The following is a 23,294-nucleotide window of genomic DNA, read 5'->3' as shown; positions in this document are numbered from 1 at the left end:
CACTGATCAGGAGAGGCGAACCCGGATGGCGCGTGGTGCAAGCGACATGCCTCCTGGCGTGCGACCGCTTACGGTGGGGGACCCGGTCATCATCGGGCGATACCTGCTCCTCGGCCGCCTCGGAACGGGCGGGATGGGAGTGGTGTATCTGGCCGAACACCCTCAGGGTGGCCTGGTGGCGCTCAAGACGCCGCATGCGGTGCATCTCAACGATGCCACGTTGCGGGCGCGTTTCGCCGAGGAAGTGGCTTTCTCGCGAAGATTGGTGCCTTTCTGTACGGCGGCGGTCGTGGAGGACGGCACCGACCGGGACCGCCCGTACCTGGTCACCGAGTACATCCCCGGCCCCGCTCTCTCCCAGGTCGTCCTGGCCAGGGGACCGCTCACGCCCGACCTCGCCTATGGGGTGGCGCTCGGCGTCGCGGCGGCGCTGGTGGCGGTGCACGAGGCCGGACTCGTGCACCGGGACCTCAAGCCGGGCAACGTGCTGCTGTCCACCCGGGGGCCACGCGTCATCGACTTCGGCATCGCCCGCGACGTGGACACGCTGTCCGCGCACACGCAGGCCGGGCAGGTCATGGGCAGCCCGGGCTGGGTGGCGCCGGAGCGGCTGACGGGCGGCCCGGCGCTGCCCGCCTCCGACGTCTTCGCCTGGGGGTGCCTGGTGGCCTTCGCCGCGACCGGGCATCACCCGTTCGGTGGCGGGGAGGCCGACGTGCTGACCCGGCGCATCCTGTTCGAGCCGCCGCGCGTCGAGGGTGTGCCGGCCATGCTCAGGCCCGCCGTCGAGGCCGCGCTGGCCAAGGAACCGGGCGACCGGCCGGGGGCCGCCGATCTGCTGCGGGCGCTGCTGGCCGCCGGGGGCGTGGGGGATCCGTGGGATCTGCGCCAGGCGGTGGCGAGCGTGCTGGGAGAGATCTGGACGCCCGTGCCGTACCCGCCGGGGGGCGGGCTGGTCCGCCTGGCGCCGGCTCCCGACCCCGAGATGGAGCGTTCCGGGGCGACCCGGCGCAGGAGCCGGGCGAAGTCGGGGGCACAGCTCTCGCACGCCAGCTTCGCGGCCCTGGCCACGGTCACGATCGCGGCGATCACGGTCATCGCGGCCTCGGGCGGCGACGGGCTGAGCATCGGGGGCGGCTCGCTGCTGCCCGGCCCCCTGCCGACCGTGCAGCCCCACGGCACCGCGGACTCCACGGTCCGGCCCACGGCCACGACGGTCAGGGGCCTGCCGACCGTCCGCCCGGCGACGACGGCCCCGCCGCCGGGCACGCCCACGGTGTTCGTCACCCAGACCCGTACCAAGGGCCCGGTCGCCGTCCTCACCCCCGAGCCCGGCCGCCGGAGCACGTTCCCGCCCCCGCTCCCGCACACCAGCGGCCCCGGCGACCAGGACGGGGACGATCCGGGCCAGTGCGCGAGCCCGGCCGGGCGGCGCCGCGGCAACGCGGCGGCCCGGCGCGACTGCCCGCAGCCGTCGGGCTCGATCACCACGATCCCGCAGGACGGGCCGGGGGAGTCGCCCGGCCCGTCGACGTCGGTCTCGGACACCCCGACACCGACGGCCACCGCGACCCCCTGACGTCACAAGGTGAGGACGATCAGCTCGTGATCCTTCCGGCACGACCCGCCGCACCCCGCGTCGTCCATGAGGGACAGCGCCCCCCGGGCCTCGCCGAGGGCGGCGTGCAGCACGACGGTCACCGCCGTCGGTCCCCCGCAGTGGGACACGGTGGCGTACGAGCCGTCACCGCTGATCCAGCTCGCCGGGGCCAGAGGCAGGCGGCCAGCGTCCTGGTTTGCCCCGTGGGGCGGACACCTGCGTGTGCCGTCCCGGATCGGGGGTAAGGGCGACACGGCCCGTACAAGGAGTGGTGAGATGCGGCAGACGCGGAGCCGGGCACGCGCGGTGCAGTTCCGGCACTACGGCGACATCGACGTCCTCGAGGTGGTCGAGGTCGACGAGCCCGTTCCGGGGCCGGACCAGGTGCTCGTCGCGGTGCGCGCGGCCGGCGTCAACCCCGGCGAGGCGGCCATCCGCTCGGGCCGGCTGGACCACATCTGGCCGGCCACCTTCCCGTCCGGGCAGGGCAGCGACCTGGCCGGCACGGTCCGCGCGCTCGGCGAGCGCGCGCACGGTTTCGCGGTGGGCGACGAGGTGCTCGGCTTCACCGACGACCGGGCCAGCCACGCCGACTACGTCGTGGCCGAGCAGGACCACCTCGTACGCAAGCCGGCGGGCGTCGGCTGGCCGGAGGCCGGCGCGCTGAAGGTCGCCGGGACCACGGCCTGGGCCTCGGTCGGCGCGGTCGACGTGCACGAGGGCGACGTGGTCGTCGTCTCGGCGGCCGCCGGTGGCGTCGGCATCCTGACCTCGCAGCTCGCCCGCCTGCGCGGCGCCCGGGTCATCGGCCTGGCGAGCGAGCCCCACCACGCCTGGCTGGACGAGCACGGCATCGTCCCCGTCGACTACCGGCGGCCCGACCTGGCCGCCGCCGTCCGCGCCGCGCACGGCCACGTGGACGCCTTCCTCGACACCTTCGGCAACGGCTACGTCGACCTCGCCCTCGAACTCGGGGTGCCGCCCGGCCGGGTCAACACGATCGCGGACTTCCCGGCGGCGGAGAAGCACGGCGTGCACGCCGTGGGCGGGAGCACCGCGTCCACCGCCGAGGTGCTCGCCGCCCTGGCTGAGCTGCTCGGCACCGGCCGCCTCGAGCTCCCGATCGCCGCCACCTACCCGCTGGCCCGCGTCCGCGACGCCTACCGCGAGCTGGAACGCCGTCACACCCGGGGCAAGATCGTCCTGATCCCCTGATCCGGACCGCGCCACGCGGGTCAGTTTGGCGATACGCCCGGTTTGTCGGCACGCGAACGGCTACCGTGATCGCCCGACAGGTGGAGCCGGCGGCGGAGGATGTCTCGTGCGTAGGACGATCGCGTGCCTGTCCCTGGCGCTCCTGCTGCTGTCCTCCTGCGGCTGGTCCCGTCGCGTCTCACCCGGCGAGTTCGAGACCCGGGCCCGGGAGGTGACGGCGCGCTGGCAGGGGTCGGCCGACGACCGCGCCTGGCGCGCGGGGTTCGTGCCGCTGGAACCGCTGAACCCGCGGGGGTGGGCGAGCGCGGACCAGGTACCGGCCTGGGCGCTCCTGAGCGCGCACAACGGCGTGTGGCAGCAGGCCACCGAGCTGCCCGCGGACGCCCCGGCCCCCGCGGACGTGCGCTGGCCGGACGGGTCGGTCTCGCAGGTGCCGCTCGTCGCGGCGGCGAGCGCGTACGCGGCGTTCAGCGCACCCGAGGACTTCATCGAGGAGGAGTGCCCGGCCAAGGGCTGCCGCCCCCTCCGGGTGACCGGCGCCGAGCTGGGCGAGGTGCCGCTGGAGACCAGCCGGGGCCGGATCGGGGTGCCCGCCTGGATGTTCACCGTCAAAGGGATCGAGCAGAGGTACGTCCACGTGGCGGTCGACCCCTCGGCCGTCGCCGCCCGCCCCGAGCCGCGGCAGGAGGACACCGAAGAGGTGATGGGGTTCGAGCCCGTCGCCGGTCGGCCTGCCGAGCTGCTGCTCCAGTACGGCCACGGCGCCTGTGACACCGTCCACGGGGCGCGCGCGTACGAGACCGGCCAGGTGGTGGTGGTCGACGTGGACCAGGAGGGCTCCGACGGGCTGTGCCCGGCGATGCTCAAGATCGACACGATCACCGTCACGCTCGCGCGACCGCTCGGCGACCGCCTCGTGCTCGACTCCGGCACGGGGCTGCCGGTGGTGCGCGGGGTGAATCGCCGCTGACGGCGACCGGCCGGGGCGAGTGCGCGGCACCGTCCGGCCGCGTACGGCAGGCCGCCTACCAGGGCAGGTCCACCATCGGCACCCGAGCCCTGCCGCAGCCCGGGGGGCCCGCCCGGGCTCTCCGCGGACCTGTGAGCGTGTTTGTGGCAGACCTCACATGAGACGGCGGCCGGTCGCCATGGCCGGAAAGCCTTTTGTGGGGTCTCCACAAAGCAGCGGGTCCGGCATGCGCCATGCGGGACATTGGTGTACCAGGTGGTAATCAAGCAGGGTAGAGAAAGCTACGGGCGACGATCCGAGATCCGGACGTCGCCTTCTGCGCATGCGTATTTGGGAGGCTCTGCCGGTGTTCAGTCGTGTCGCCATCGTCAACCGTGGAGAGGCCGCGATGCGGCTCATCCACGCCGTCCGTGATCTTTCCGCGGAAACCGGGACACGGATCGAGACGGTCGCCCTCTACACCGACGCCGACCGCAACGCGACCTTCGTCCGTGAAGCCGACGCCGCCTATTTACTGGGACCCGCCTCGGCCCGGCCCTACCTCGACCACGCCGTCCTGGAGCGGGCGCTGATGGAGACCGGGGCCGACGCCGCCTGGGTCGGCTGGGGTTTCGTCGCCGAGGACCCGGCGTTCGCCGAGCTGTGCGAGAAGATCGGCGTCACCTTCATCGGGCCGAGCGCCGAGGCGATGCGCCGGCTCGGTGACAAGATCGGCGCCAAGCTCATCGCCGAGGAGGTCGGCGTACCCGTCGCGCCGTGGAGCCGGGGCGAGGTCGCCACCCTCGACGAGGCGCTGCGCGCCGGCGACGAGATCGGCTACCCGCTGATGCTCAAGGCGACCGCGGGCGGCGGCGGGCGCGGCATCCGCATGGTCTCCTCGAAGGAGGACCTGACCGACGCCTACGAGCGCACCAGCCAGGAGGCGCTGCGCGCGTTCGGCTCCGGCGTGGTCTTCCTGGAGCGCCTGGTCACCGGCGCCCGCCACGTCGAGGTCCAGGTCATCGCCGACGGGCAGGGCACCGCGTGGGCGCTGGGCGTGCGCGACTGCTCGGTGCAGCGGCGCAACCAGAAGATCATCGAGGAGTCCGCCTCGCCGGTCCTGTCGGCCGAGCAGACCGCCGAGCTGAAGGCCTCCGCCGAGCGGCTCGCCGTGGCCGTCGGCTACCAGGGCGCCTGCACCGTGGAGTTCCTCTACCACCCCGGCGACAAGCTGTTCGCCTTCCTCGAGGTCAACACCCGGCTGCAGGTCGAGCACCCGATCACCGAGATCACCACCGGCACCGACCTGGTCCGGTTGCAGCTGCACGTGGCCGCCGGCGGCAGGCTGGAGGGCCCGCAGCCGGCCGAGTCCGGCCACGCCGTCGAGGCCCGGCTCAACGCCGAGGACCCCGACCGCGACTTCGCGCCCGCCCCGGGCCGCATCGCGCGCCTGGTGCTGCCCTCCGGGCCCGGCATCCGCGTGGACACCGGCGTCAGCGAGGGCGACACCATCCCGGCCGACTTCGACTCGATGATCGCGAAGATCATCGCCTACGGCCGCGACCGCGAGCAGGCGCTGGGCCGGCTGCGCCGCGCGATGGCCGAGACCACGGTGATCATCGAGGGCGGCGCCACCAACAAGAGCTTCGTGCTCGACCTGCTCGACCAGCCGGAGGTCATCGACGCGAGCGCCGACACCGGCTGGATCGACCGCGTGCGCGCCGAGGGCCGCCTGGTCAGCCACCGGCACTCCGCGATCGCCCTGGCCGCCGCCGCGATCGAGGCGTACCGGGACGAGGAGGAGGTCAGCCGCCGGCGGCTGCTGGCCACCGCGCACGGCGGGCGCCCGCAGGTGCAGCACGAACCGGGCCGCCCGCTCGACCTCAAGCTCCGCGGCGCCGCCTACCGGCTGAGCGTGGCGCGGGTCGGGCAGCAGCGCTTCCGCGTCGGCATCTCCGGCGGCGGCGAGCCGCACCCGGTCGACGTCGAGGTCGAGCGCTTCGACGAGCACAGCGGCCGGATCGTGGTCAACGGCCGCCGGTTCCGGCTGGTGTCGGCCACCCACGGGCCGATCCACCTGGTCGAGGTCGACGGCGTCACCCACCGGATCAGCCGTGACGAGGGCGGCGTCGTACGCTCCCCCGCGCCCGCGCTGGTCGTGGCGACGCCGCTGTCGGTCGGCGACGAGGTCGAGGCCGGTGCGCCGATCCTGGTGCTGGAGAGCATGAAGATGGAGACGGTGCTGCGCGCGCCGTTCCGCGCCCGGGTCCGCGAGTGCCCGGTGTCGGTGGGCAGCCAGGTCGAGACCGGCGCGCCGCTGATGCGCCTGGAGCCCCTCGCCGACGAAGGCGCCGACGAGGGTGTGGCGGGCGAGACCGTGGAGATCGACCTGCCCGCCGAGCCGTCCGGTGTGCCCGCGGCCGACCGGGCCGCGCGCGACCTGCATGACCTGCGCAGCCTGCTGCTCGGCTTCGACGCCGACCCCTACGACCGCGAGCGCGCGCTGTCCGGCTACCTGGCCGCGCGGGCCGAGCTGGGGAACCGGCCGCTGGAGGGCGAGCTCGACCTGCTCACCGTGTTCGCCGACCTGTGCGAGCTGAGCCGCAACAAGCCGGGCGGCGAGATCGACGTCGAGCCGCACAGCCCGGTGCACAGCCCGCGCGAATACTTCCACAGCTACCTGCAGAGCCTCGACGTCGAGCGCGCCGGCGTCACCGAGGGGTTCCAGACGAAGCTGCGGAAGGTGCTCGGTCACTACGGCGTCGACGACCTCGACCGCACGCCGGAGCTGGAGGCCGCGGTCTTCCGGATCTTCCTGGCCCAGCAGCGGATGAGCACCGGCGTCGGGATCGTGTCGGAGCTGCTGCGCCGGTGGCTGGCCGGCGCCCAGCCGGTCGAGGAGCTCAGCGAGCGCTCCGGGCTCGCCCTGGAGCACCTGGTCGAGGCCACGCAGGTGCGCTTCCCCGCGGTGTCCGACCTGGCCCGCGGCGTGGTGTTCCGCTGGTTCGCCCAGCCGCTGCTGCGCCGCAACCGCGCCAGGGTGTACGCCGCCGTCCGCGGCGAGCTGCGTCACCTTGACCGCAACCCGGACGCGCCGGACCGCGCCGAGCGGATCCAGGCCATGGTGGCCAGCTCCGAGCCGCTGGTCCGGCTGATCGGCCAGCGGATCGGCCATTCGGGGCGCGACCACGCCCCGCTGCTGGAGGTGCTGACCCGCCGCTACTACGGCAACCGCGGCCTGTCCGAGGTCACCGTGCGCGAGATCGCGGGGTGCCGGTTCGTCACCGCCGAGCACACCGGCGCGGGCGGCGTGACGCGGGTGATCACCACCGCGGTCGACATCGCCGCCCTGCCCGACGCCATCGGCGCCGTCGCCACGTTCGCCACCGAAGCCGACGCCACCGAGGCCGGGCACGGGCTGGTCGCCGACCTCTACGTCACGTGGGAGGACCAGCCGGACGCCGACGCGATGGCGGTACGGCTCGGGCAGCTCCTCGCCGAGCACCCGCACCCCGCGGGCGTCCGCCGGATCACCACCACCGTCGCCGGCACCGGCGGCGCCGTGATGCACCATCACTTCACGTTCCGCCCCGACGGCACCGGCTTCGCCGAGGACCGGCTGATCCGCGGCCTGCACCCGCAGATCGCGGAGCGCCTGCAGCTGCAGCGGTGGCGCGAGTTCGACCTCACCCGGCTGCCGTCCGCGGACGAGGAGATCTACCTGTTCAAGGCCGTCGCGAAGAGCAACCCGGCCGACGAGCGGCTCATCGCCATGGGCCAGGTCCGCGACCTGACACCGCTGCGCGAGGCCGACGGCAGGCTGGTCGCGCTGCCCTCGGTGGAGGACGCGATCACCGCGGGCCTGGACGCGATCCGCAACATCCAGGCGCAGCGGCCGCAGAACAAGCGGTTCGACACCAACCGGATGATGATGTACGTCTGGCCGTCGACCGAGCTGTCCACCGAAGAGCTCAACATGCTCCTGCAGCGCATCCTGCCGACCACCGCCGGCGCGGGGCTGGAGGAGGTGCAGTTCGTGGCCCGCCAGCGCACCGCCTCCGGCGAGCTGACCGAGGTCGCCGTGACGATCACCCTCGACCCGGGCCACGGAGCGCACCTGCACGTCGGCGAGCCGCCGACGGAGCCGGTGCAGCCGCTGGACGACTACCGCCAGAAGGTGCTGCGCGCGGCCCGGCGCGGGAACGTCTACCCGTACGAGCTGACCGGCCTGCTCGCCGGCCCGCAGGGCAGCTTCGCCGAGCACGACCTCGACGAGCACGGCGCCCTCGTGCCGGTGGACCGGCCGAAGGGGAAGAACTCCGCGGCGATCGTGGCGGGCGTCGTCACGACGCCGACCGAGCGGCATCCCGAGGGCGTCACCCGGGTGGTGCTGCTCGGCGACCCGACCAAGGCGCTGGGCGCGCTGTCGGAGCCGGAGTGCTCGCGGGTGATCGCGGCGCTCGACCTGGCGCAGCGGATGCGGGTCCCGCTGGAGTGGTTCGCGCTGTCGGCGGGGGCGCGGATCTCGATGAGCTCGGGCACCGAGAACATGGACTGGGTGGCCGCCGCGCTCAAGCGGATCGTCGAGTTCACCCAGGACGGCGGCGAGATCAACATCGTGGTCGCCGGGATCACCGTCGGCGCCCAGCCGTACTGGAACGCCGAGGCGACGATGCTCATGCACACCAAGGGCATCCTGGTGATGACGCCGGACTCGGCGATGGTGCTCACCGGCAAGCAGTCGCTGGACTTCTCCGGCGGGGTGTCGGCCGAGGACAACTTCGGCATCGGCGGCTACGACCGCGTCATGGGGCCGAACGGCCAGGCGCAATACTGGGCGCCGAACCTGGCGGCGGCCCGCGACGTGCTGATGGCCCACTACGACCACACCTACGTCGTGCCCGGCGAGGCCGCGCCCCGGCGGGCCCGCACCTCCGACCCGGCCGACCGCGACGTCACCGAGTTCCCGCACAAGATCGCGGGCAGCGACTTCACCACCGTCGGCGAGATCTTCTCCGCGCGGCACAACCCGGACCGCAAGAAGCCGTTCGACATCCGCACGGTGATGCGGGCGCTGTCCGACCAGGACCACCCGGTGCTGGAGCGCTGGGCGGGCATGGCGGACGCGGAGACGTCCGCGGTGCAGGACGCGCACATCGGCGGCTGGCCGGTCTGCCTGGTCGGCATCGAGTCGCGGTCGGTGCCGCGGCGCGGTTTCCCGCCCACCGACGGGCCCGACACCTACACCGCGGGCACGCTGTTCCCGCGGTCGTCGAAGAAGACCGCGCGGGCGATCAACGCGGCGTCCGGCAACCGGCCGCTGGTGGTGCTGGCGAACCTGTCCGGGTTCGACGGCTCACCGGAGTCGATGCGCAAGCTGCAGCTGGAGTACGGTGCGGAGATCGGCCGGGCGATCGTGAACTTCGAGGGCCCGATCGTGTTCTGCGTGATCTCCCGCTACCACGGGGGCGCGTTCGTGGTGTTCTCCAAGGCGCTCAACCCGAACATGACCGTGCTGGCGCTGGAGGGCTCGTTCGCCTCGGTGCTGGGCGGCGCGCCGGCGGCGGCCGTGGTGTTCTCCGGCGAGGTGAACAACCGCACGGCGACCGACCCGCGGGTGACGGAGCTGCAGAGGCGGATCTCGGCGGCCAGCGGCGCCGAGCGGGCGGCGCTGAACGCCCGGCTCGCCGAGGTGCAGTCGGCCGTCCGGGCGGAGAAGCTGGGCGAGGTCGCGGCGGAGTTCGACCGGGTGCACAGCATCCAGCGGGCGGTGGAGGTCGGCTCGGTGGACGCGATCATCAGCGCCGCCGAGCTGCGGCCGCGCATCATCGAGGCCATCGAGCGCGGCATGGCGCTGACCCTCGGCGAGACCGGCCCGGCCGCCGAGGCCCTGGTCTGACGCGGCGCGGGCGTTCCGGCGGTGACCACCCCGCCGGGACGCCTCCGACGCCCGCCGACTCCAGGGAACCGGCTACCGCGCCCGGCGGCGGCGGGCGGCTCAGCTGGTTGCCGCGTGCCGTTCCAGGAAGGTGTAGACGTCGGCCTCGTCCACGCCGGGGAACGACCCGGGCGGCAGGGCGGCCAGCACGTGGGAGTTGGCGCGGGCGGACGGCCAGGCGTAACCCTCCCAGCGTTCGGCCAGATCGGTCGGCGGGCGGCGGCAGCAGTCGCCGTTCGGGCAGTTGGACTTCGTCCGGTGGGTGGTCTCGCGCCCCCGGAACCAGCGCGACTCCTTGTACGGCACCCCCAGCGTGATCGCGAAGTCCCGCTCGCGCGACGGATCGACGTGCGCCACGCAGAAGTAGGTCCCGGTGGGCGAGTCGGAGTACTGGTAGAACACCGAGAACCGGTCCGGCGAGGCGAACACCTGCCGCCCCGACCACTGCAGGCACATCCGCTGCCCCTCGATGGCCCCCTGCTCGTCGGCGGGGAAGACGATGCCGTCGTTCTCGTACGCCTTGTAGATGGTGCCGCCGGCGTCGTTGCGCACGAAGTGGCAGACGAGGCCCAGGTGGTGGGTGGCGAGGTTGGTGAAGCGGTGGGCGGCCATCTCGTACGACACGGCGAACACGTCCCGCAGGTCCTCCACCGACAGCGCCCGGTCGGACTTGGCCTCCTGAAGGTAGAGGGCGGCGGCCTTCTCCGGCACGAGGACGGCGGCGGCGAAGTAGTTGGCCTCGGTGCGCTGGCGCAGGAAGTCGGCGAAGTCGCGCGGCTTGTCGTGGCCGAGCGCGAGGTGGCCGAGCGTCTGGAGCAGGATCGTGCGCGGGGTGTGCATGCCGAGCTGCTCGTGCTTGACGTAGATGCGGCGGTTGCGCAGGTCGGTGATGGAGCGCACGGAGCGGGGCAGGTCTTGAGCGGTGTGCACGGTGTAGCCGAAGTGCGTGACCAGGCTCTGGATCATGCTCTGGGACAGGGCGCCCGCACGGTAGCCGACGGCGTCGAGGGCCTCGGCGGCGGCCTTCTCGATGTCGGGGAAATAGTTGCCCACCTCGCGCTGGCGGCGGCGCAGCTCGGCGTTGGCGGCCCGGGCCTCCTCCGGCGTGGCGGTGCCGCGGGCCTGGCGGGCGCGTAGCTCGCCGTACAGGCCGAGGAGGTGTTCGAGCACGTCGTTCGGCACGCGTGCGGAGACCTTGAGCCGCGGCAGGCCCAGCCCTGCGTAGACGGGGTCGCGCTGCGCCTCCTCCAGCGCGATCTCGAGCTGCGCGCGGCGGTTGGGCGGCTGGCGGCGCAGCAGCTCCTCGACCGGGACGCCCAGGGCGGTCGCCAGCGACTTGAGCAAGGAGAGCTTGTCCGACCTCGGCTCGCGCTTGCCGTTCTCGAGCAGCGACAGCTGGCTGGGGGCCCTGCTGACGCGCGAGCCGAGGTCGGACAGCGTGAGCCCGCGTTGTTTGCGCAGGTGGCGCAGGCGCTGGCCAAACGCGATCAGATCAAGCTCTTGCGTCAAAGACAGCGGTTCTTCGCCCAGCAAGGAGGCCATGTCGGCATCTTAGACAGAAATTCGGCCCATTTTCTAGCCTTCGCGATCGGACGGTTCCCGGCGGCGGCCCGCCTGCCCCGGCCCGCGTTCTCACCGCACGATTGGTCTAGGCCAACGGTAAAACTTGCGATTTCTTCACAGCTGAATACCCACAGGTAATGCACATCAGCGAAATTTTCGCGATTCTTCTGCTGTCTTCGCACTGTTTGACCCCCCACCCAGGGGCAGAGACTCGGCGTGAGCACCCAGGGGACGGCAAAGGAGCGAACAATGATCGATCGCCTCAAGGGAGCTGCTGAGCAGCTGCAGGACGAATGGGACAACGACCCTCGCTGGGAGGGCATCGAGCGCACCTACAGCGCCGAAGACGTGATCAGGTTGCGCGGCAGTGTGCAGGAGGAGCACACGCTGGCCCGGCTGGGCGCCGAACGGCTGTGGAGCCTGCTGCACACCGAGGACTACGTCAACTCCCTCGGCGCGCTGACCGGCAACCAGGCGGTGCAGCAGGTGAGGGCCGGTCTGAAGGCGATCTACCTGTCCGGCTGGCAGGTCGCCGCGGACGCGAACCTGGGCGCGCAGACCTACCCGGACCAGAGCCTGTACCCGGCCAACTCCGTGCCCGCCGTCGTGCGCCGCATCAACAACGCGCTGCTGCGCGCCGACCAGATCACCTGGTCGGAGGGCGACGCCGACGCGCCGTACTGGCTGGCGCCCATCATGGCGGACGCGGAGGCCGGCTTCGGCGGCGTGCTCAACGCGTTCGAGCTGATGAAGGGCATGATCGCGGCCGGCGCCGCGGGCGTGCACTGGGAGGACCAGCTCGCCTCCGAGAAGAAGTGCGGCCACCTGGGCGGCAAGGTGCTGATCCCGACCGGCCAGCACATCAAGACCCTGAACGCCGCCCGCCTCGCCGCGGACGTCGCCGGAGTCCCCACACTGGTCGTCGCGCGGACCGACGCACAGGCCGCGACCCTGCTGACCAGCGACGTGGACCCGCGCGACCAGGCGTTCACCACCGGCGAGCGCACCTCCGAGGGCTTCTACCGGGTCAGGAACGGGCTGGAGGCGTGCGTGGCGCGCGGCCTGGCGTACGCGCCGTACTCCGACCTGCTCTGGATGGAGACCGGCACGCCCGACCTGGACGTGGCCCGCGAGTTCGCCGAGGCGATCAAGGCCGAGTACCCGGACCAGATGCTGGCCTACAACTGCTCGCCGTCGTTCAACTGGAAGAAGCACCTGGACGACTCGACGATCGCGAAGTTCCAGCGGGAGCTGGGGCACATGGGGTACAAGTTCCAGTTCATCACGCTCGCCGGGTTCCACTCGCTGAACTACGGCATGTTCGACCTGGCCCAGGGGTACGCGGCGGACGGCATGACCGCGTACGTCGAGCTCCAGGAGGCCGAGTTCGCCGCCGAGGCGCGCGGCTACACCGCCACCCGCCACCAGCGTGAGGTCGGCACCGGCTACTTCGACCTGGTCAGCACCGCCGTGGCACCCGACTCCTCGACGACCGCGCTCAAGGGGTCGACGGAGGAGGAGCAGTTCGCCCACTGACCCCGCAGACTCGCCGGCCACCTCCAGGGCATGGGATGGTTCCCCCGGCGAACGGGCCGCGCCAGTTCCCCCCAGCACTGGCGCGGCCCGATTTCTCGCTCTCGATGCGCTCCTCTTGCGGACCCGCCGCGCCCGCGGCCATGCTCGAATCCAGCACGAGTCGATCTCGGGAGGCGTGGTGCGCACCAACGATCCCGGCGTCTCCCGCCGGAGCAGGCCATGACGGTGACGGTGCCGCCGCCTCCGGTCCGGCGCAAGAGATCGGTCTCCGGGCGGGTGCGCACGCTGGCCGGGCTGTCCCTGGTGACGCTGGCCCTGCTGCTGGCGGCGATCCTGGCGGGCGCGGCGAGCACGGGAGCCAGCCTGCGCACCATCGGGCATGACGCCGGCCCGCAGGTGCTCGCCACCGCGGGCCTGTACCGGCAGATGTCGGAGATGGACGCGCTGGTGGCCGAGACGCTGCTGCTCGGCAGGGAGTACGGCCCCCAGCAGCAGGCCGACCTGACCAGCTACGACCAGCGGCGGCTGGAGATCTCCGAGAGCCTGCTCAAGGCGTACCGGCTGGCCCTGGACGACCCGGTCGAGCAGCGCACGGTCGAGTCGCTGATCGAGGGGCTGGGCCGCTACGAGCGGCTGGCGGCCCAGGCCCGGCTGCTGGACACCCAGTCCGGGCACACGGCCGGACAGCCGCCCGACAACGTGGTCGAGGCCTACCAGAAGGCCACCGACCTCATGCACCGCGAGCTGCTGCCCCAGGCGTACAACCTGACCCTGGAGACCGGGACGATCGTCAGGCGCGCGCACGACGCCGAGCGGTCGGCCACCTCGCTGGCCAGCTTCGCCGTCGTCGTCACCGGGCTGCTCGCGCTGGCCTGCCTGCTGGGCCTGCAGATCTACCTGACCCGCAGGTTCCGCCGGATCCTCGCGCCGGCGCTGGTGGTCGCCACCTTGCTCACCGCGGCCGGCCTGCTGACCGGCACGACCCTGCTCAACCTCCAGGGCGAGGCCCTGGAGGAGGCCAAGCGGCGCGGGTTCGACTCGGTGCTGACCCTGACCAGGGCGCGGGCGATCAGCATGAGCATGCACGGCGACGAGAGCCGCTACCTGCTCGACCGCTTCCGGAAAGACACCTACGAACACACCTTCCTCGACAAGTCGCTGACGGTCGCGGCCGTCGAGTCCACCAGCCTGCCCGACTACCAGAGCAAGCTGCACGTGGACTTCGAGGGGCTGCTCGGCGGCCTCACCGGCGACGACCGAAACCGGCTCTTCGCCGCCTACCAGAAGTTCCAGCAGGCCGACGCGCGGATGCGGACCATGCCCGGCGAAGCGGCGATCAAGTTCTGGGACGGCGAGCTCACCGAGGCCTACGAAGGCTACGACAAGGTGCTGGAGGAGCTGGTCAGGCGGCACGAGTCCGACTTCGAGCGCGCCATCGACAGCGGCGACGGAGCCCTGGAGACGCTGTGGCGGTGGATCCCCGCGGGGCTGGCCGCCGGGGCCCTGCTCGTCCTGGCCGGCGTCTGGCCACGACTCAGGGAGTACCGGTGAGACGACTGCTGATCTGCCTGATCCTGCTGCTCACCGCGTGCGGCTCCACGCGGCCCGCCTCCATCGTGGACAACGACGAGCTGATCGTCGCCATCCGCTCCGACGTCCCGCTGATCAGCTTCAAGGGGCAGGACAACGCCTACCACGGCTTCAACGTCGACGTGGCCGAGGACCTCGTCGCCCGGCTGGGCAAGCGGATCCGCTGGCTGGAGATCAAGGCAGGGGAGCAGCTCACCGTGCTCACGGACGGGCGGGCCGACCTGGTCTTCGCCCACATGTCGGTCACCTTGGAGCGGAAGAAGGTGATCGACTTCGCCGGGCCGTACCACGTCGACTTCCAGGACATCGCGGTGCGGCCGGCCGACAAGGACAAGGTGCGCGACGTACGCGACCTGGCGGGCCGCAGGATCTGCTGGGTGCGCGGTACGAACATCGCGCAGCGGATCGTCCAGGAGCGCCGGGTCGAGGCGATCCCCGTCGAGGCGCCCGACTACAACGTCTGCCTGGAGATGATCAAGGACGGCAGGATCGACGCCATCTCCACCAACAGCCAGATCCTGGCGGGGCTGCTCACCAAGCCGGGCGTCGACCTGCACCTGGTCGGCGCGGCCTTCAACGAGCAACGGACGTCGATCGGCGTGCGCAAGGGCGACGTCGCCGGCTGCGAGGAGCTCAACCGGGCGATCACCGAGATGTACCAGGACGGCACGGCGCACATGCTGCTGGACAAGTGGTTCGGCAAGTCGGGCATCGACCTGTCCGTGATCGCGGTCCCGCAGTTCGAGGGCTGCTCCTAGACGGGCGATCAGGCGGGCGGCCCGGCGACCTCCGCGCCGAACCGGCCGACGAGCGCCTGCTTGGCCCGCCCGGCGACCTCCACGTCGTAGGAGACCAGCTTGACCGTCGCCGGATCGGCCGCCTTGGAGTGGGCCGGCACGTTGGTGTTGGTCGGCAGGGCGTAGAACTTCGCCAGCGGACCCAGCCGCTGGGACGCGCCGCTCAGCGCCCAGTCGACGTATTCGCGCGCGCTGTCGGGATTGTGCGACCCGGCCAGCACGGCCAGGCCGCCGAGCTCGTAACCGGTGCCCTCCTGCGGGAAGGTCACCTCCAGGTTCGGATAGCCCTGCTCCTGCGCGGCGACGCAGTCATGGGAGAAGACGACGCCGACCGCCACCTCCTCCTTGGCCGCCTGCACGGCGGCCGCGCTGCCGGAGGAGTTGTATCGCAGCACGTTCGGGTGGAGGTCGCGCATGTAGCGGAGGGCCGCGTCCTGGTCGCCGCCGGCGAGCTCCACGTGCGTCCACAACGTGGTGTAGGCGGTGCCGGAGGTGGCCGGATGGGCGAGGGCGACGCCGCCGCGCAGCCGCTCGTCCAGCAGCTCCCGCCAGGAGCGGATCGGCCGCAGGCCGCGCTCGGCCAGCTCTTCGGTGTTGTTGCAGAAGGCCAGCACGCCGGCGTAGATCCCGCTCCAGGCGTTCTCCCGATCGGCCCATCCCTGCCGGATCTCGCCAGCCTTCTCGGATCTGTACGGCTCCAGCAGCCCCTGCCCCTTGGCGGCCACGTACGAGTCGGCCGGACCGCCGTGCCAGACGTCGAACTCCTGCCGCTCCCTGGCCGCCTTGATCCGCTCCAGCGCCTCCCCGCTCGACAACCGGACGAAGTCGGCCTCCACGCCGGTGGCATCGGAGAACCTCTTGACCATCATCGCGCACCACTGCTCGCTCGCACCGCACGCGACCGTGATCTTGTCCCGGCGCGGCGTCGCACAGCCCGCGGCCATCAGGACCGCTAACAGGGCGATGGCCAACGGCCTCATAGCCTCTCCAAGGATCGGTGCCGATCCCATTCGACACTCCACCACCGGCGTCACGCAACCGATCTCCGTGCCTCCGGAGACGGGCGGCGACGAGTTTCCGCGCCCCGCGGAGTCCAAGAAGTGGGACGGTTGTGCCTTCCCCTCGAAGCGGTTACGTCGGCCGTCGAAGGCCGAGGAGAGAGGTGCGCGATGAAACTGGTTGTGCAGGAGTTCCTGACGCTCGACGGTGTCTCCCAGGGCCCGGGTGCCCCGGACGAGGACACCAGTGACGGGTTCACGCAGGGCGGCTGGTTCGTGCCGTACTTGGACGAGGAGTTCGAACGGCTGGTCGGCGCCTGGCTCGGCGAGGCGGACGCGCTCCTGCTCGGCCGCCGTACCTACCAGAACTTCGCCCGGGACTGGCCGAAGATGACCGACCATCCCGCCGCCGCCATCATGAACGGCCTGCCGAAGTACGTGGCCTCCCACAGCCTGACCACGGCGGGATGGAACCCGACCACGATCCTGTCCGGCGACGTCCCCGCCCAGGTGGCCGAGCTGAAGCGGCAGCCCGGCCGGGAGCTGCAGATCCACGGCAGCGCCCGGCTGGCGCAGTCCCTGCTGGCCGCCGGGCTGGTCGACACGTTGCGGCTCGCGATCGCCCCGGTGGTGGTGGGCCGGGGCCGGCGCCTGTTCCCGGACGGCGGCGCCCCGGCCGGCCTGCGGCTCGTCAGCCAGCAGACGACACCGGGCGGCCTGTCGGTGCACACCTTCGAGTCGACAGGCCTTCCGGAGTACGGGACCTACGGGGCCGGCGCGTAGGCCCCGCGGGCGATGGCCAGTCGCACTCACCGCTGCCACCGGCCGACGGCACTCAGCCGCGCGACTCCGGCGGGACGTACTCGAAGGTGGGCCCGGCCACGGTGCCTTCCTCGTCGGCCAGCTGCATCAGGGCCTGGGCCTTGCCCTTGACCGCGTACATGGTGCCGGTGGCGTCCGCGAGCAGCTTCGGGTTGCCGTTGAACGCCTGCTCCAGCAGGTTCAGCAGGTCGCAGTAGGTGCTGTTGAACTGTTCCTGCGCCGTACGGATCGGGTTGCCCGGGGCGTGGTCGGCCAGCTGCGGGTTGTGCCGCATCGGAGACACGGCGGCCAGGTCCACGGAGACCGTCTCGCCGGTGGGCCCGGTCTGCGCGGTGTCGCCGCGCCGGTAGCGCCGGCCGGCCTTGAGCTCCTGGAACCGGTAGTAGTGGGCCACCTCGTCCCGTTCGGGGTGGAAGATGTCCTGGTCGCCGTCCCAGACCCCGCCGCGGGCCGTGCCCTCGCCCTGCTCGACGATCTCCTCCATCGCACCCAGCGCGGACTCGAGGTCCTCCACCGGGAACAGCTGCCCGGCGGTGTGCCGGAAATGGGTGCCGCTCACCTGGCGGGCCGGATCGCCGGTGAAGACCGCCTGCTCGCCGAGCTGCTCGCACAGGTGGCGCAGCCCCTGCTCGATCGCGGCGTAGAACTGCCCGATCGTCTCGTAGCCGGCGCCCTCGGCCGGGCCGCCGGGCGGCGCCGGCTGTTCGAGCCGCAGGAACATCTCCAGCGCTTCCGCGCCGAAGGGCAGCAGCGACAGCTCCAGGGAGGGGGCGGCGTGGGGGAGCCGCCGGGGATGCGGCGGCAGCATCTCCGGCGTGTCCAGGCGCGGGCTGCCGCCGACGGCGTTCAGCAGGTTGGCGGCCAGCGCCAGGTGCAGCATCTCTTCCACGAAGACGCTGCTCACCACCTCGGCGGCCGCCGGATTGCGCTCCGGGTTCAGCGAGTACAGAGCGCACAGGTACGGCGGCAGGGTCGCGTGCTCCAGCTCGACCGCCCACTGCAGGTGCTCGCGCAGGCTGTCGAGCGTGTCGATCCGGGCCGATGCGACGGCGTTCCGGGATTGGGAGTGGTTCATTTGTGACATACCTCAGTTGTCGGAAGGGGCGGAGGTCACCGCCACCAGATCGGCGCTTCGCGAGTCTCACGCACTCTCATCGCGTGCTGTCCTCGTGCGCGAACCGTGCTACTTGGGGAGCTCGTCGCGGCCGGGCCAGTCGCGGTAGCGGATCTGGCCGAGGGCGGCGCCGTCGTCCGGCACCAGCGAGCGCTCCAGCACCTCGGACCCGAAGTAGTGCGCGTGCGGGTCGGTCACCACCTCGCGCGGGTCACCCCAGTGGGCCAGCGCCTCGCGGAAGAACTCGTCCATCCGGAACACCTCGGGCCCGGCCACCTCGGTCCTGCCGTTCAGCGGGGTTCCCACCGCGGCCCGGCCGACCGCCTGCGCGACCTCGTCGCCCGCGATGGGCTGGAAGAGCACGGGCGGCATCCGTACCTTGCCGTCGTCGGTGGCCTCGTCGGCGATGCGCCGTACGAACTCGAAGAACTGGGTGGCGTGCACGAGCGAGAACGGGATCGACGACTCCTGGATCAGCTTCTCCTGAGCGATCTTCGCCCGGAAGTAGGCGTTGCCGGGCGGCCGCTCCGTACCCACGACGGACAGCGCGACGTGGTGCCCGACGCCGGCCTCCGCCTCCGCGGCGAGCAGGTTGCGGGTGGAGGTCGTGAAGAACTCCAGCACGGCGGCCTCCTCGAAGGAGGGGGAGTTCGACACGTCGATCACCACCGACGCGCCCTTCAGCACTTCGGCCAGCCCTTCGCCGGTGAGGGTGTTCACGCCGGTGTTCGGTGCCGCCGCCACCGCCTCGTGACCGTGCTCGCCCAGCTTCGTCACCAGCTTCGACCCGATCAACCCGGTCCCGCCGACTACCACGATCTTCATGACGAACTCCTCCTGTCCGCGCCGGGGGACCTGGTCGCCCCCGGTCCTCAGCTAAGACAGCGGAGCCCTCCAGGCTGTGACAGCCTCGGCGAAACAACTTCGGGACCGCACATCACGGACGTCAGCTCGTGACCGGTCCAGCCCCCTGCCGGCAGGCGTTGCCCGCCGACGCCGACGCCGACGCCGACGCCGGCGGTCAGCGGTCGTCGTCCGCGTCGGTGATCGGTTTCGACGCCACCGCCATCAGATGAGCGCTGACCCCCAGCATGGACGGCTCGGACTCGGTCAGCCGGAGCACCCGCAGCAGAGCCTCCGGCTCCCGCAGCAACTCCTCGAGATTGCCCAGCGGCCCCGCGAACCCCTCCACGGCCAAGAGACGCTCGTGGACGAAGCCCGCCAGCTCCACTTCCGGCCCCACCTCCTCCGCCCGGTGGAAATACGCCCAGAAGACCTCATCGGGCCTGTCCGGGGTGTTGCTCAGCCCCGTACGCAGATTCAGCTCGAACGTGTCCCAGACCTGCTGGTCACCCAGCAGTCCCCGGGTGGTCGCGTCGATGACCCACGCGTAGCGGCCGATGACCTCGGCCAGCAACCGGCCCCCAGGCCGGAGCACCCGTAAGGCCTCCCGCAGCGCCAGCTGCCGGTCGGCGGCGCCGGCAAGGTGATAGAGCGGGCCCATCAGCAGCACCGCGTCAAAACCCGCGTCGGGGAGCGGGAGGCCGCGAGCGTCCCCGAGCCGGCACGAGAAGCCTCCGCTCTGGCTGCGGGCAGCGAGAGCGGAGGCCTGCTCGATGTGCTTCGGCACCGGATCGACCAGCACCACCTCATGGCCGAGCCCGGCCAGGTGCGCCGCGTGCGTCCCCGGCCCACCTCCGACGTCGGCGACCCGTCCGCTCTCGGGGAGGAACCGCCGGAAGATGTCCCAGGTACGCCTGCGGGTGAGCTCACCGCGGGGAGTAGCCCAGAGACGCCCTGCCTCGTCGTTCAGCACGTAATGCCTGAGCACCCGATCTTCGTCTGCCACGACAGAAAGTCTTCCGCACGCTGCCGCCCGGCGGGTTGACCTCGCCCTGCCGGTCACACGGCCCGATCACACGGCCGCAGGACGGCCGGAAGCGATAATCCGCTGCTAATACGGATTATCACGGCGATTATCTCTTGACGCCCCGTTGCGTTCGGTTTCACAATGACCGGACTAATACGCATTATCAGCTGACGGGTGATACGTACTGTGACTGCTTCAGGGCGGCGTCTGACGCAGCAGGACATCGCGCGCATGGCCGGAGTGAGCCAGACGACGGTGTCGCTGGTGCTCAACGGCAGGGCCGAGGGCGAGGTGCGGATCTCGCCCGAAACGCGCGAGCGGGTGCTCCAGGTGATCAGGGAGACCGGGTACGTGGCCGACCCGGCGGCGCGCCGGCTCGCCGAACGGCGCAACCGCATCTATGGCGTGTTCACCTACGAAGCCGTCTTCCCCGCAGAGAGCGCGGATTTCTACCACCCGTTCCTGGTCGGCATCGAGGAGTGCGCCGAGGAGGCGGGCTGTGACCTGCTGCTGTTCACCAGCGCCAAGGTGGAGCGGGGTGAGCGGCGGCGGATCTTCAGCGCGGAGAGCCGGATCCGGCTGGCTGACGGATGCGTCCTGCTCGGCCGGACGATCGACCGGGAGGACCTGGCCAGGCTGCTGTCCGAGGGCATTCCGTTCGTCTCGGTCGGCCGCCGCGACGACGCGGGTGGGCCGGTGCCGTTCGTCGGAGCGGACTACCCGCCGGCGGTGCGCGCGCTGGTCGAGCGGGCGGCGGCGCTCGGGCACCGGCGGATGGCCTACGTCGGAGCGGGGGCGGGCGCGGAGTCCTACGCCGACCGGCTGCGCGGCTTCACCGAGGGCGTGGCCGCGACCGGGGTCGAAGGGCTGCATCTGGCGACCGCGGACCGGCTGTTCGGCTCCGGCGCGAGCGTGGTGTTCGCCGAGGAGCTGGCCGATGGCGCGGCCATCGCCGAGGCCGCCCGGTCCCGTGGCCTGGACGTGCCGCGCGACCTGTCCATCGTCGCGCTGGGCGCGCCCACCAGGCCCGTCTCGACCGACATCGACTTCGCCGGGTTCCGCATCCCCCGGCGGGAGATGGGCCGCAGGGCCGTCGAGCTGCTCACCCGGGTGCTGGAGCGCGGCGGCATCCCGCAGGAACTGCTGGCGTGCGAGCTGGTCGAGGGATCGACGCTGGCACCCGTACGCGAGGGGAGGTAACTCCCCGCCTGGTCGAGACATCGGGAGACGCGCTCGGCGCCGGCCTCACGTTCCCGCACCGCCCATCGTGCGCCCCCATCCCGTCCAAATTCACCCTGCCGCAGGCGTTCACCCGGTTCGCCGACGCCTGTGGCACGCCCTCTGGAACGCACACACCCCTCTGAAAGGCCGACCATGCTGTCCCGCCGTACCCTGCTCCGCGCCGCTGCCCTGCTCCCGGCGTCCGCCCCCGTGCTCGCCTCCGGCACCGCGTTCGCCGCGGTTCCCGACCTGGCGCCGCCGCCGACCGTCGACCGCGCGTTGTTCGCCCCCCACGAGCAGCGCTTCGCGCCGTACCTGGTCACGCTCGCGCCCATGGTCAACGACATGGCCGACAGCGGCTTCTTCGCCGGTGGCTGGTGGCGCACGCCGGCGGCGACGTTCAACGCCCGCGTGCAGGAGCACGTCTTCACGCTGGCCTGGTTCTACGCCAACCCCCGCCCGTGGAACCCGTACGCCGGGGACACGAACCTGCTGGCCGCGCTCGACGCGGCGCTCGGCCACTACCTGTCGCTCCAGCACCCCGACGGTTCCTTCCCCGAGTACAGCCGCAACGAGCACGGCCTGGCGCCCACCGGGTTCGGGCTCGGCTACCTCGCCAAGACCCTGTGGATGCTGCGCTCGGCCGGGGTGCTGCCCGCCAGGCAGGCCCAGGTGGCCACCGCTCTGCGTACGGCCATGACGTGGTTCCTGAACCCCGGCAACCGCACCGTCTGGCAGGAACCCCTCCACTACGCCAACCAGACCGCCTCGGGCCTGGCCGGGGTCGCGTTCGCGCTCAAGCACGACCCCGACCCCGCCTTCGCCACGAGCCTGACCGAGGCGTTCGCCCGGATCGCCGCGACCGGCGTGAGCCCCGCCGGCTTCTTCCACGAGGAGCGCGGCCACGACATGAACTACAACTTCGAGGTCATGCTCCCCGAGCTGGCCGACGCCTACCACCACAACCCGGACCCTAACCTGGTGGACATGGCCCGCGCCTTCACCGGCTTCCTGTCCTACAACCTGCTGCGCGAGCCCGACGGCTCCGGGTACATGGTCAACGTCGCCCCCTCCACCCGCACCAGCGCCCGCTGGTACGACGAGGTCCGGCCCGACCCCGACAGGACCGCGCTCAACTGGACGTTCACCCGCGAGGTGCCGCTGCTGTCGGCGTTCATGACCGCCCGCGAGGACCTGGCCGAGGCCCGCGCCGCCTGGGCCGCGTCCACCGACCCGGTGACGCCGCTGGCCAAGCAGGACACCTCGCCGCGCATCCTCACCCACGGCCTCAACGGCGAACGCTTCCCCAGCCGGCGGCAGCGGGCCGCCGCCATCGCGAACCTGCCCTACCTGCGCTCGCACGACTTCGTCGAGCTGCGCAGAGACGGCGGGCAGGACTTCCTGTACGTCCGCAAGCCCGGCCTGTACCTGGGCGGCTACTTCGGCAACCGCGCCTCCCGCAGCCGCACCGGCCTGACCTTCCTGTGGCACCCCGAAGCCGGCACGATCATCTGCGGGCTCAACGACAACAACCACGCCTGCTGGTCCACCGTCTTCCCCGGCCAGGTGCCCGACTCCAACGGCTCCCTGCCCGCCACGTACTTCCGCGGCGCCCCCGGCGGCACGGAGTGGACCGGCGGCTCGGCCCCCGCCGCCTTCGGCATCCGTTACGGCAACGCGGACGTCACCACGGACGTCCTGGTCACCCGCCGGACGATCCGGCGCACCGTCACCGCGAACGCCCCCGCCACCGAGCAGATCCCCCTCGTCCTCCAGCCCGGGGACGTCCTCACCTTCACCGACGGCACGCGGGCCGCGTTCGGCGGGTCGACCACCGCCACCGCCGACGGCTTCGACGTCCGCCGGGGCGGCACCACGATCCGCTTCCGCTGGGGCACCCCGCTGCCGGCGACCGTCGCCGCGGGCAGCGTGCGCTACTTCCGTGACGGCGCCCGCCGCTTCCACGCCCTGCGCATCCCTCACCAGGGCACGTTCGACCTCCAGGTCATCGTCGGGTGACCCGGGACCCCGTCCGGGGGCCGGCGCTCGTCCGGACCCCCGGCCGGGGCGTCAGGGCCGGG

General features: G+C 72.1%; 15 protein-coding genes. 10 read left to right on the top strand and 5 right to left on the bottom strand.

Features of this window, described 5'->3' with window-relative positions; genetic code table 11:
• Nucleotides 1-58 precede the first annotated feature (58 nt).
• The 4 genes from ACTWPW_RS39980 (at nt 59) to ACTWPW_RS39965 (ending at nt 9,663) form a co-directional block, all read left to right on the top strand.
• The gene (locus ACTWPW_RS39980; protein WP_443171737.1) at nt 59-1,579 is read left to right on the top strand and encodes a serine/threonine-protein kinase; all 1,521 of its coding nucleotides are present in this window, start codon (nt 59-61) and stop codon (nt 1,577-1,579) included.
• A gap of 297 nt (nt 1,580-1,876) precedes the next feature.
• Nucleotides 1,877-2,815: an NADP-dependent oxidoreductase gene (locus tag ACTWPW_RS39975; RefSeq protein ID WP_443171736.1), complete on the top strand. Its 939-nt coding sequence runs from the start codon at nt 1,877-1,879 to the stop codon at nt 2,813-2,815.
• Between the two features lie 106 nt (nt 2,816-2,921).
• A complete protein-coding gene (locus ACTWPW_RS39970; RefSeq protein ID WP_443171735.1) occupies nt 2,922-3,785 on the top strand; it encodes a hypothetical protein in 864 nt (287 codons plus the stop codon).
• A gap of 346 nt (nt 3,786-4,131) precedes the next feature.
• On the top strand, nt 4,132-9,663 hold the full coding sequence (locus ACTWPW_RS39965; RefSeq protein ID WP_443171734.1) for an ATP-binding protein: 5,532 nt from the start codon (nt 4,132-4,134) through the stop codon (nt 9,661-9,663).
• Nucleotides 9,664-9,762: 99 nt separating this feature from the next.
• Here ACTWPW_RS39965 and ACTWPW_RS39960 read toward each other — a convergent pair whose 3' ends face one another.
• Nucleotides 9,763-11,244, bottom strand: coding sequence for a helix-turn-helix domain-containing protein (locus ACTWPW_RS39960; RefSeq protein ID WP_443171733.1), 1,482 nt, complete (start codon nt 11,242-11,244; stop codon nt 9,763-9,765).
• A 270-nt stretch (nt 11,245-11,514) separates the two neighbouring features.
• On the opposite strand from ACTWPW_RS39960, the gene aceA reads away from it, so the two are divergent.
• The 3 genes from aceA to ACTWPW_RS39945 all read left to right on the top strand — a co-directional run bounded on the left by aceA (nt 11,515) and on the right by ACTWPW_RS39945 (nt 15,149).
• Nucleotides 11,515-12,801: an isocitrate lyase gene (aceA, locus tag ACTWPW_RS39955; RefSeq protein ID WP_375116445.1), complete on the top strand. Its 1,287-nt coding sequence runs from the start codon at nt 11,515-11,517 to the stop codon at nt 12,799-12,801.
• A 219-nt stretch (nt 12,802-13,020) separates the two neighbouring features.
• Nucleotides 13,021-14,352: a hypothetical protein gene (locus tag ACTWPW_RS39950; protein ID WP_443171732.1), complete on the top strand. Its 1,332-nt coding sequence runs from the start codon at nt 13,021-13,023 to the stop codon at nt 14,350-14,352.
• Complete coding sequence (locus tag ACTWPW_RS39945) at nt 14,349-15,149, top strand: substrate-binding periplasmic protein (RefSeq protein WP_375116443.1); 801 nt, start codon at nt 14,349-14,351, stop codon at nt 15,147-15,149. Before ACTWPW_RS39950 ends, ACTWPW_RS39945 begins: the two co-directional genes overlap by 4 nt.
• An 8-nt stretch (nt 15,150-15,157) precedes the next feature.
• On the opposite strand, the gene ACTWPW_RS39940 is transcribed toward ACTWPW_RS39945, so the two are convergent.
• Nucleotides 15,158-16,168, bottom strand: a complete 1,011-nt coding sequence (locus ACTWPW_RS39940; protein WP_375116442.1) for an ABC transporter substrate-binding protein — start codon at nt 16,166-16,168, stop codon at nt 15,158-15,160.
• A gap of 189 nt (nt 16,169-16,357) precedes the next feature.
• Between ACTWPW_RS39940 and ACTWPW_RS39935 the strand changes: the two genes are divergently transcribed.
• Nucleotides 16,358-16,969 carry a dihydrofolate reductase family protein gene (locus tag ACTWPW_RS39935; RefSeq protein WP_375116441.1) on the top strand — a complete coding sequence of 204 codons (612 nt, stop codon included), beginning with the start codon at nt 16,358-16,360 and terminating at the stop codon, nt 16,967-16,969.
• 52 nt (nt 16,970-17,021) lie between these two features.
• Here ACTWPW_RS39935 and ACTWPW_RS39930 read toward each other — a convergent pair whose 3' ends face one another.
• The 3 genes from ACTWPW_RS39930 to ACTWPW_RS39920 form a co-directional block, all read right to left on the bottom strand.
• Entirely contained in the window at nt 17,022-18,083 is a 1,062-nt protein-coding gene (locus tag ACTWPW_RS39930; RefSeq protein ID WP_443171731.1) for a ferritin-like domain-containing protein, read from the bottom strand.
• A gap of 108 nt (nt 18,084-18,191) precedes the next feature.
• Entirely contained in the window at nt 18,192-18,947 is a 756-nt protein-coding gene (locus tag ACTWPW_RS39925) for an SDR family oxidoreductase (protein WP_443171730.1), read from the bottom strand.
• Nucleotides 18,948-19,143: 196 nt separating this feature from the next.
• Nucleotides 19,144-19,971 carry a class I SAM-dependent methyltransferase gene (locus ACTWPW_RS39920; protein WP_443171729.1) on the bottom strand — a complete coding sequence of 276 codons (828 nt, stop codon included), beginning with the start codon at nt 19,969-19,971 and terminating at the stop codon, nt 19,144-19,146.
• A 195-nt stretch (nt 19,972-20,166) separates the two neighbouring features.
• On the opposite strand from ACTWPW_RS39920, the gene ACTWPW_RS39915 reads away from it, so the two are divergent.
• Together ACTWPW_RS39915 and ACTWPW_RS39910 are read left to right on the top strand one after the other, a co-directional pair.
• Nucleotides 20,167-21,192 carry a LacI family DNA-binding transcriptional regulator gene (locus tag ACTWPW_RS39915; protein ID WP_443171728.1) on the top strand — a complete coding sequence of 342 codons (1,026 nt, stop codon included), beginning with the start codon at nt 20,167-20,169 and terminating at the stop codon, nt 21,190-21,192.
• Nucleotides 21,193-21,366: 174 nt separating this feature from the next.
• Nucleotides 21,367-23,232, top strand: a complete 1,866-nt coding sequence (locus tag ACTWPW_RS39910) for a hypothetical protein (RefSeq protein WP_375116436.1) — start codon at nt 21,367-21,369, stop codon at nt 23,230-23,232.
• Nucleotides 23,233-23,294 lie beyond the last annotated feature (62 nt).

It is taken from the genome of Nonomuraea sp. KM90 (assembly GCF_052246675.1).
Classification (GTDB): domain Bacteria; phylum Actinomycetota; class Actinomycetes; order Streptosporangiales; family Streptosporangiaceae; genus Nonomuraea.
The sequence above is the reverse complement of the archived record's forward strand: the minus strand, read 5'-3'. Positions and strand labels throughout refer to the sequence as shown.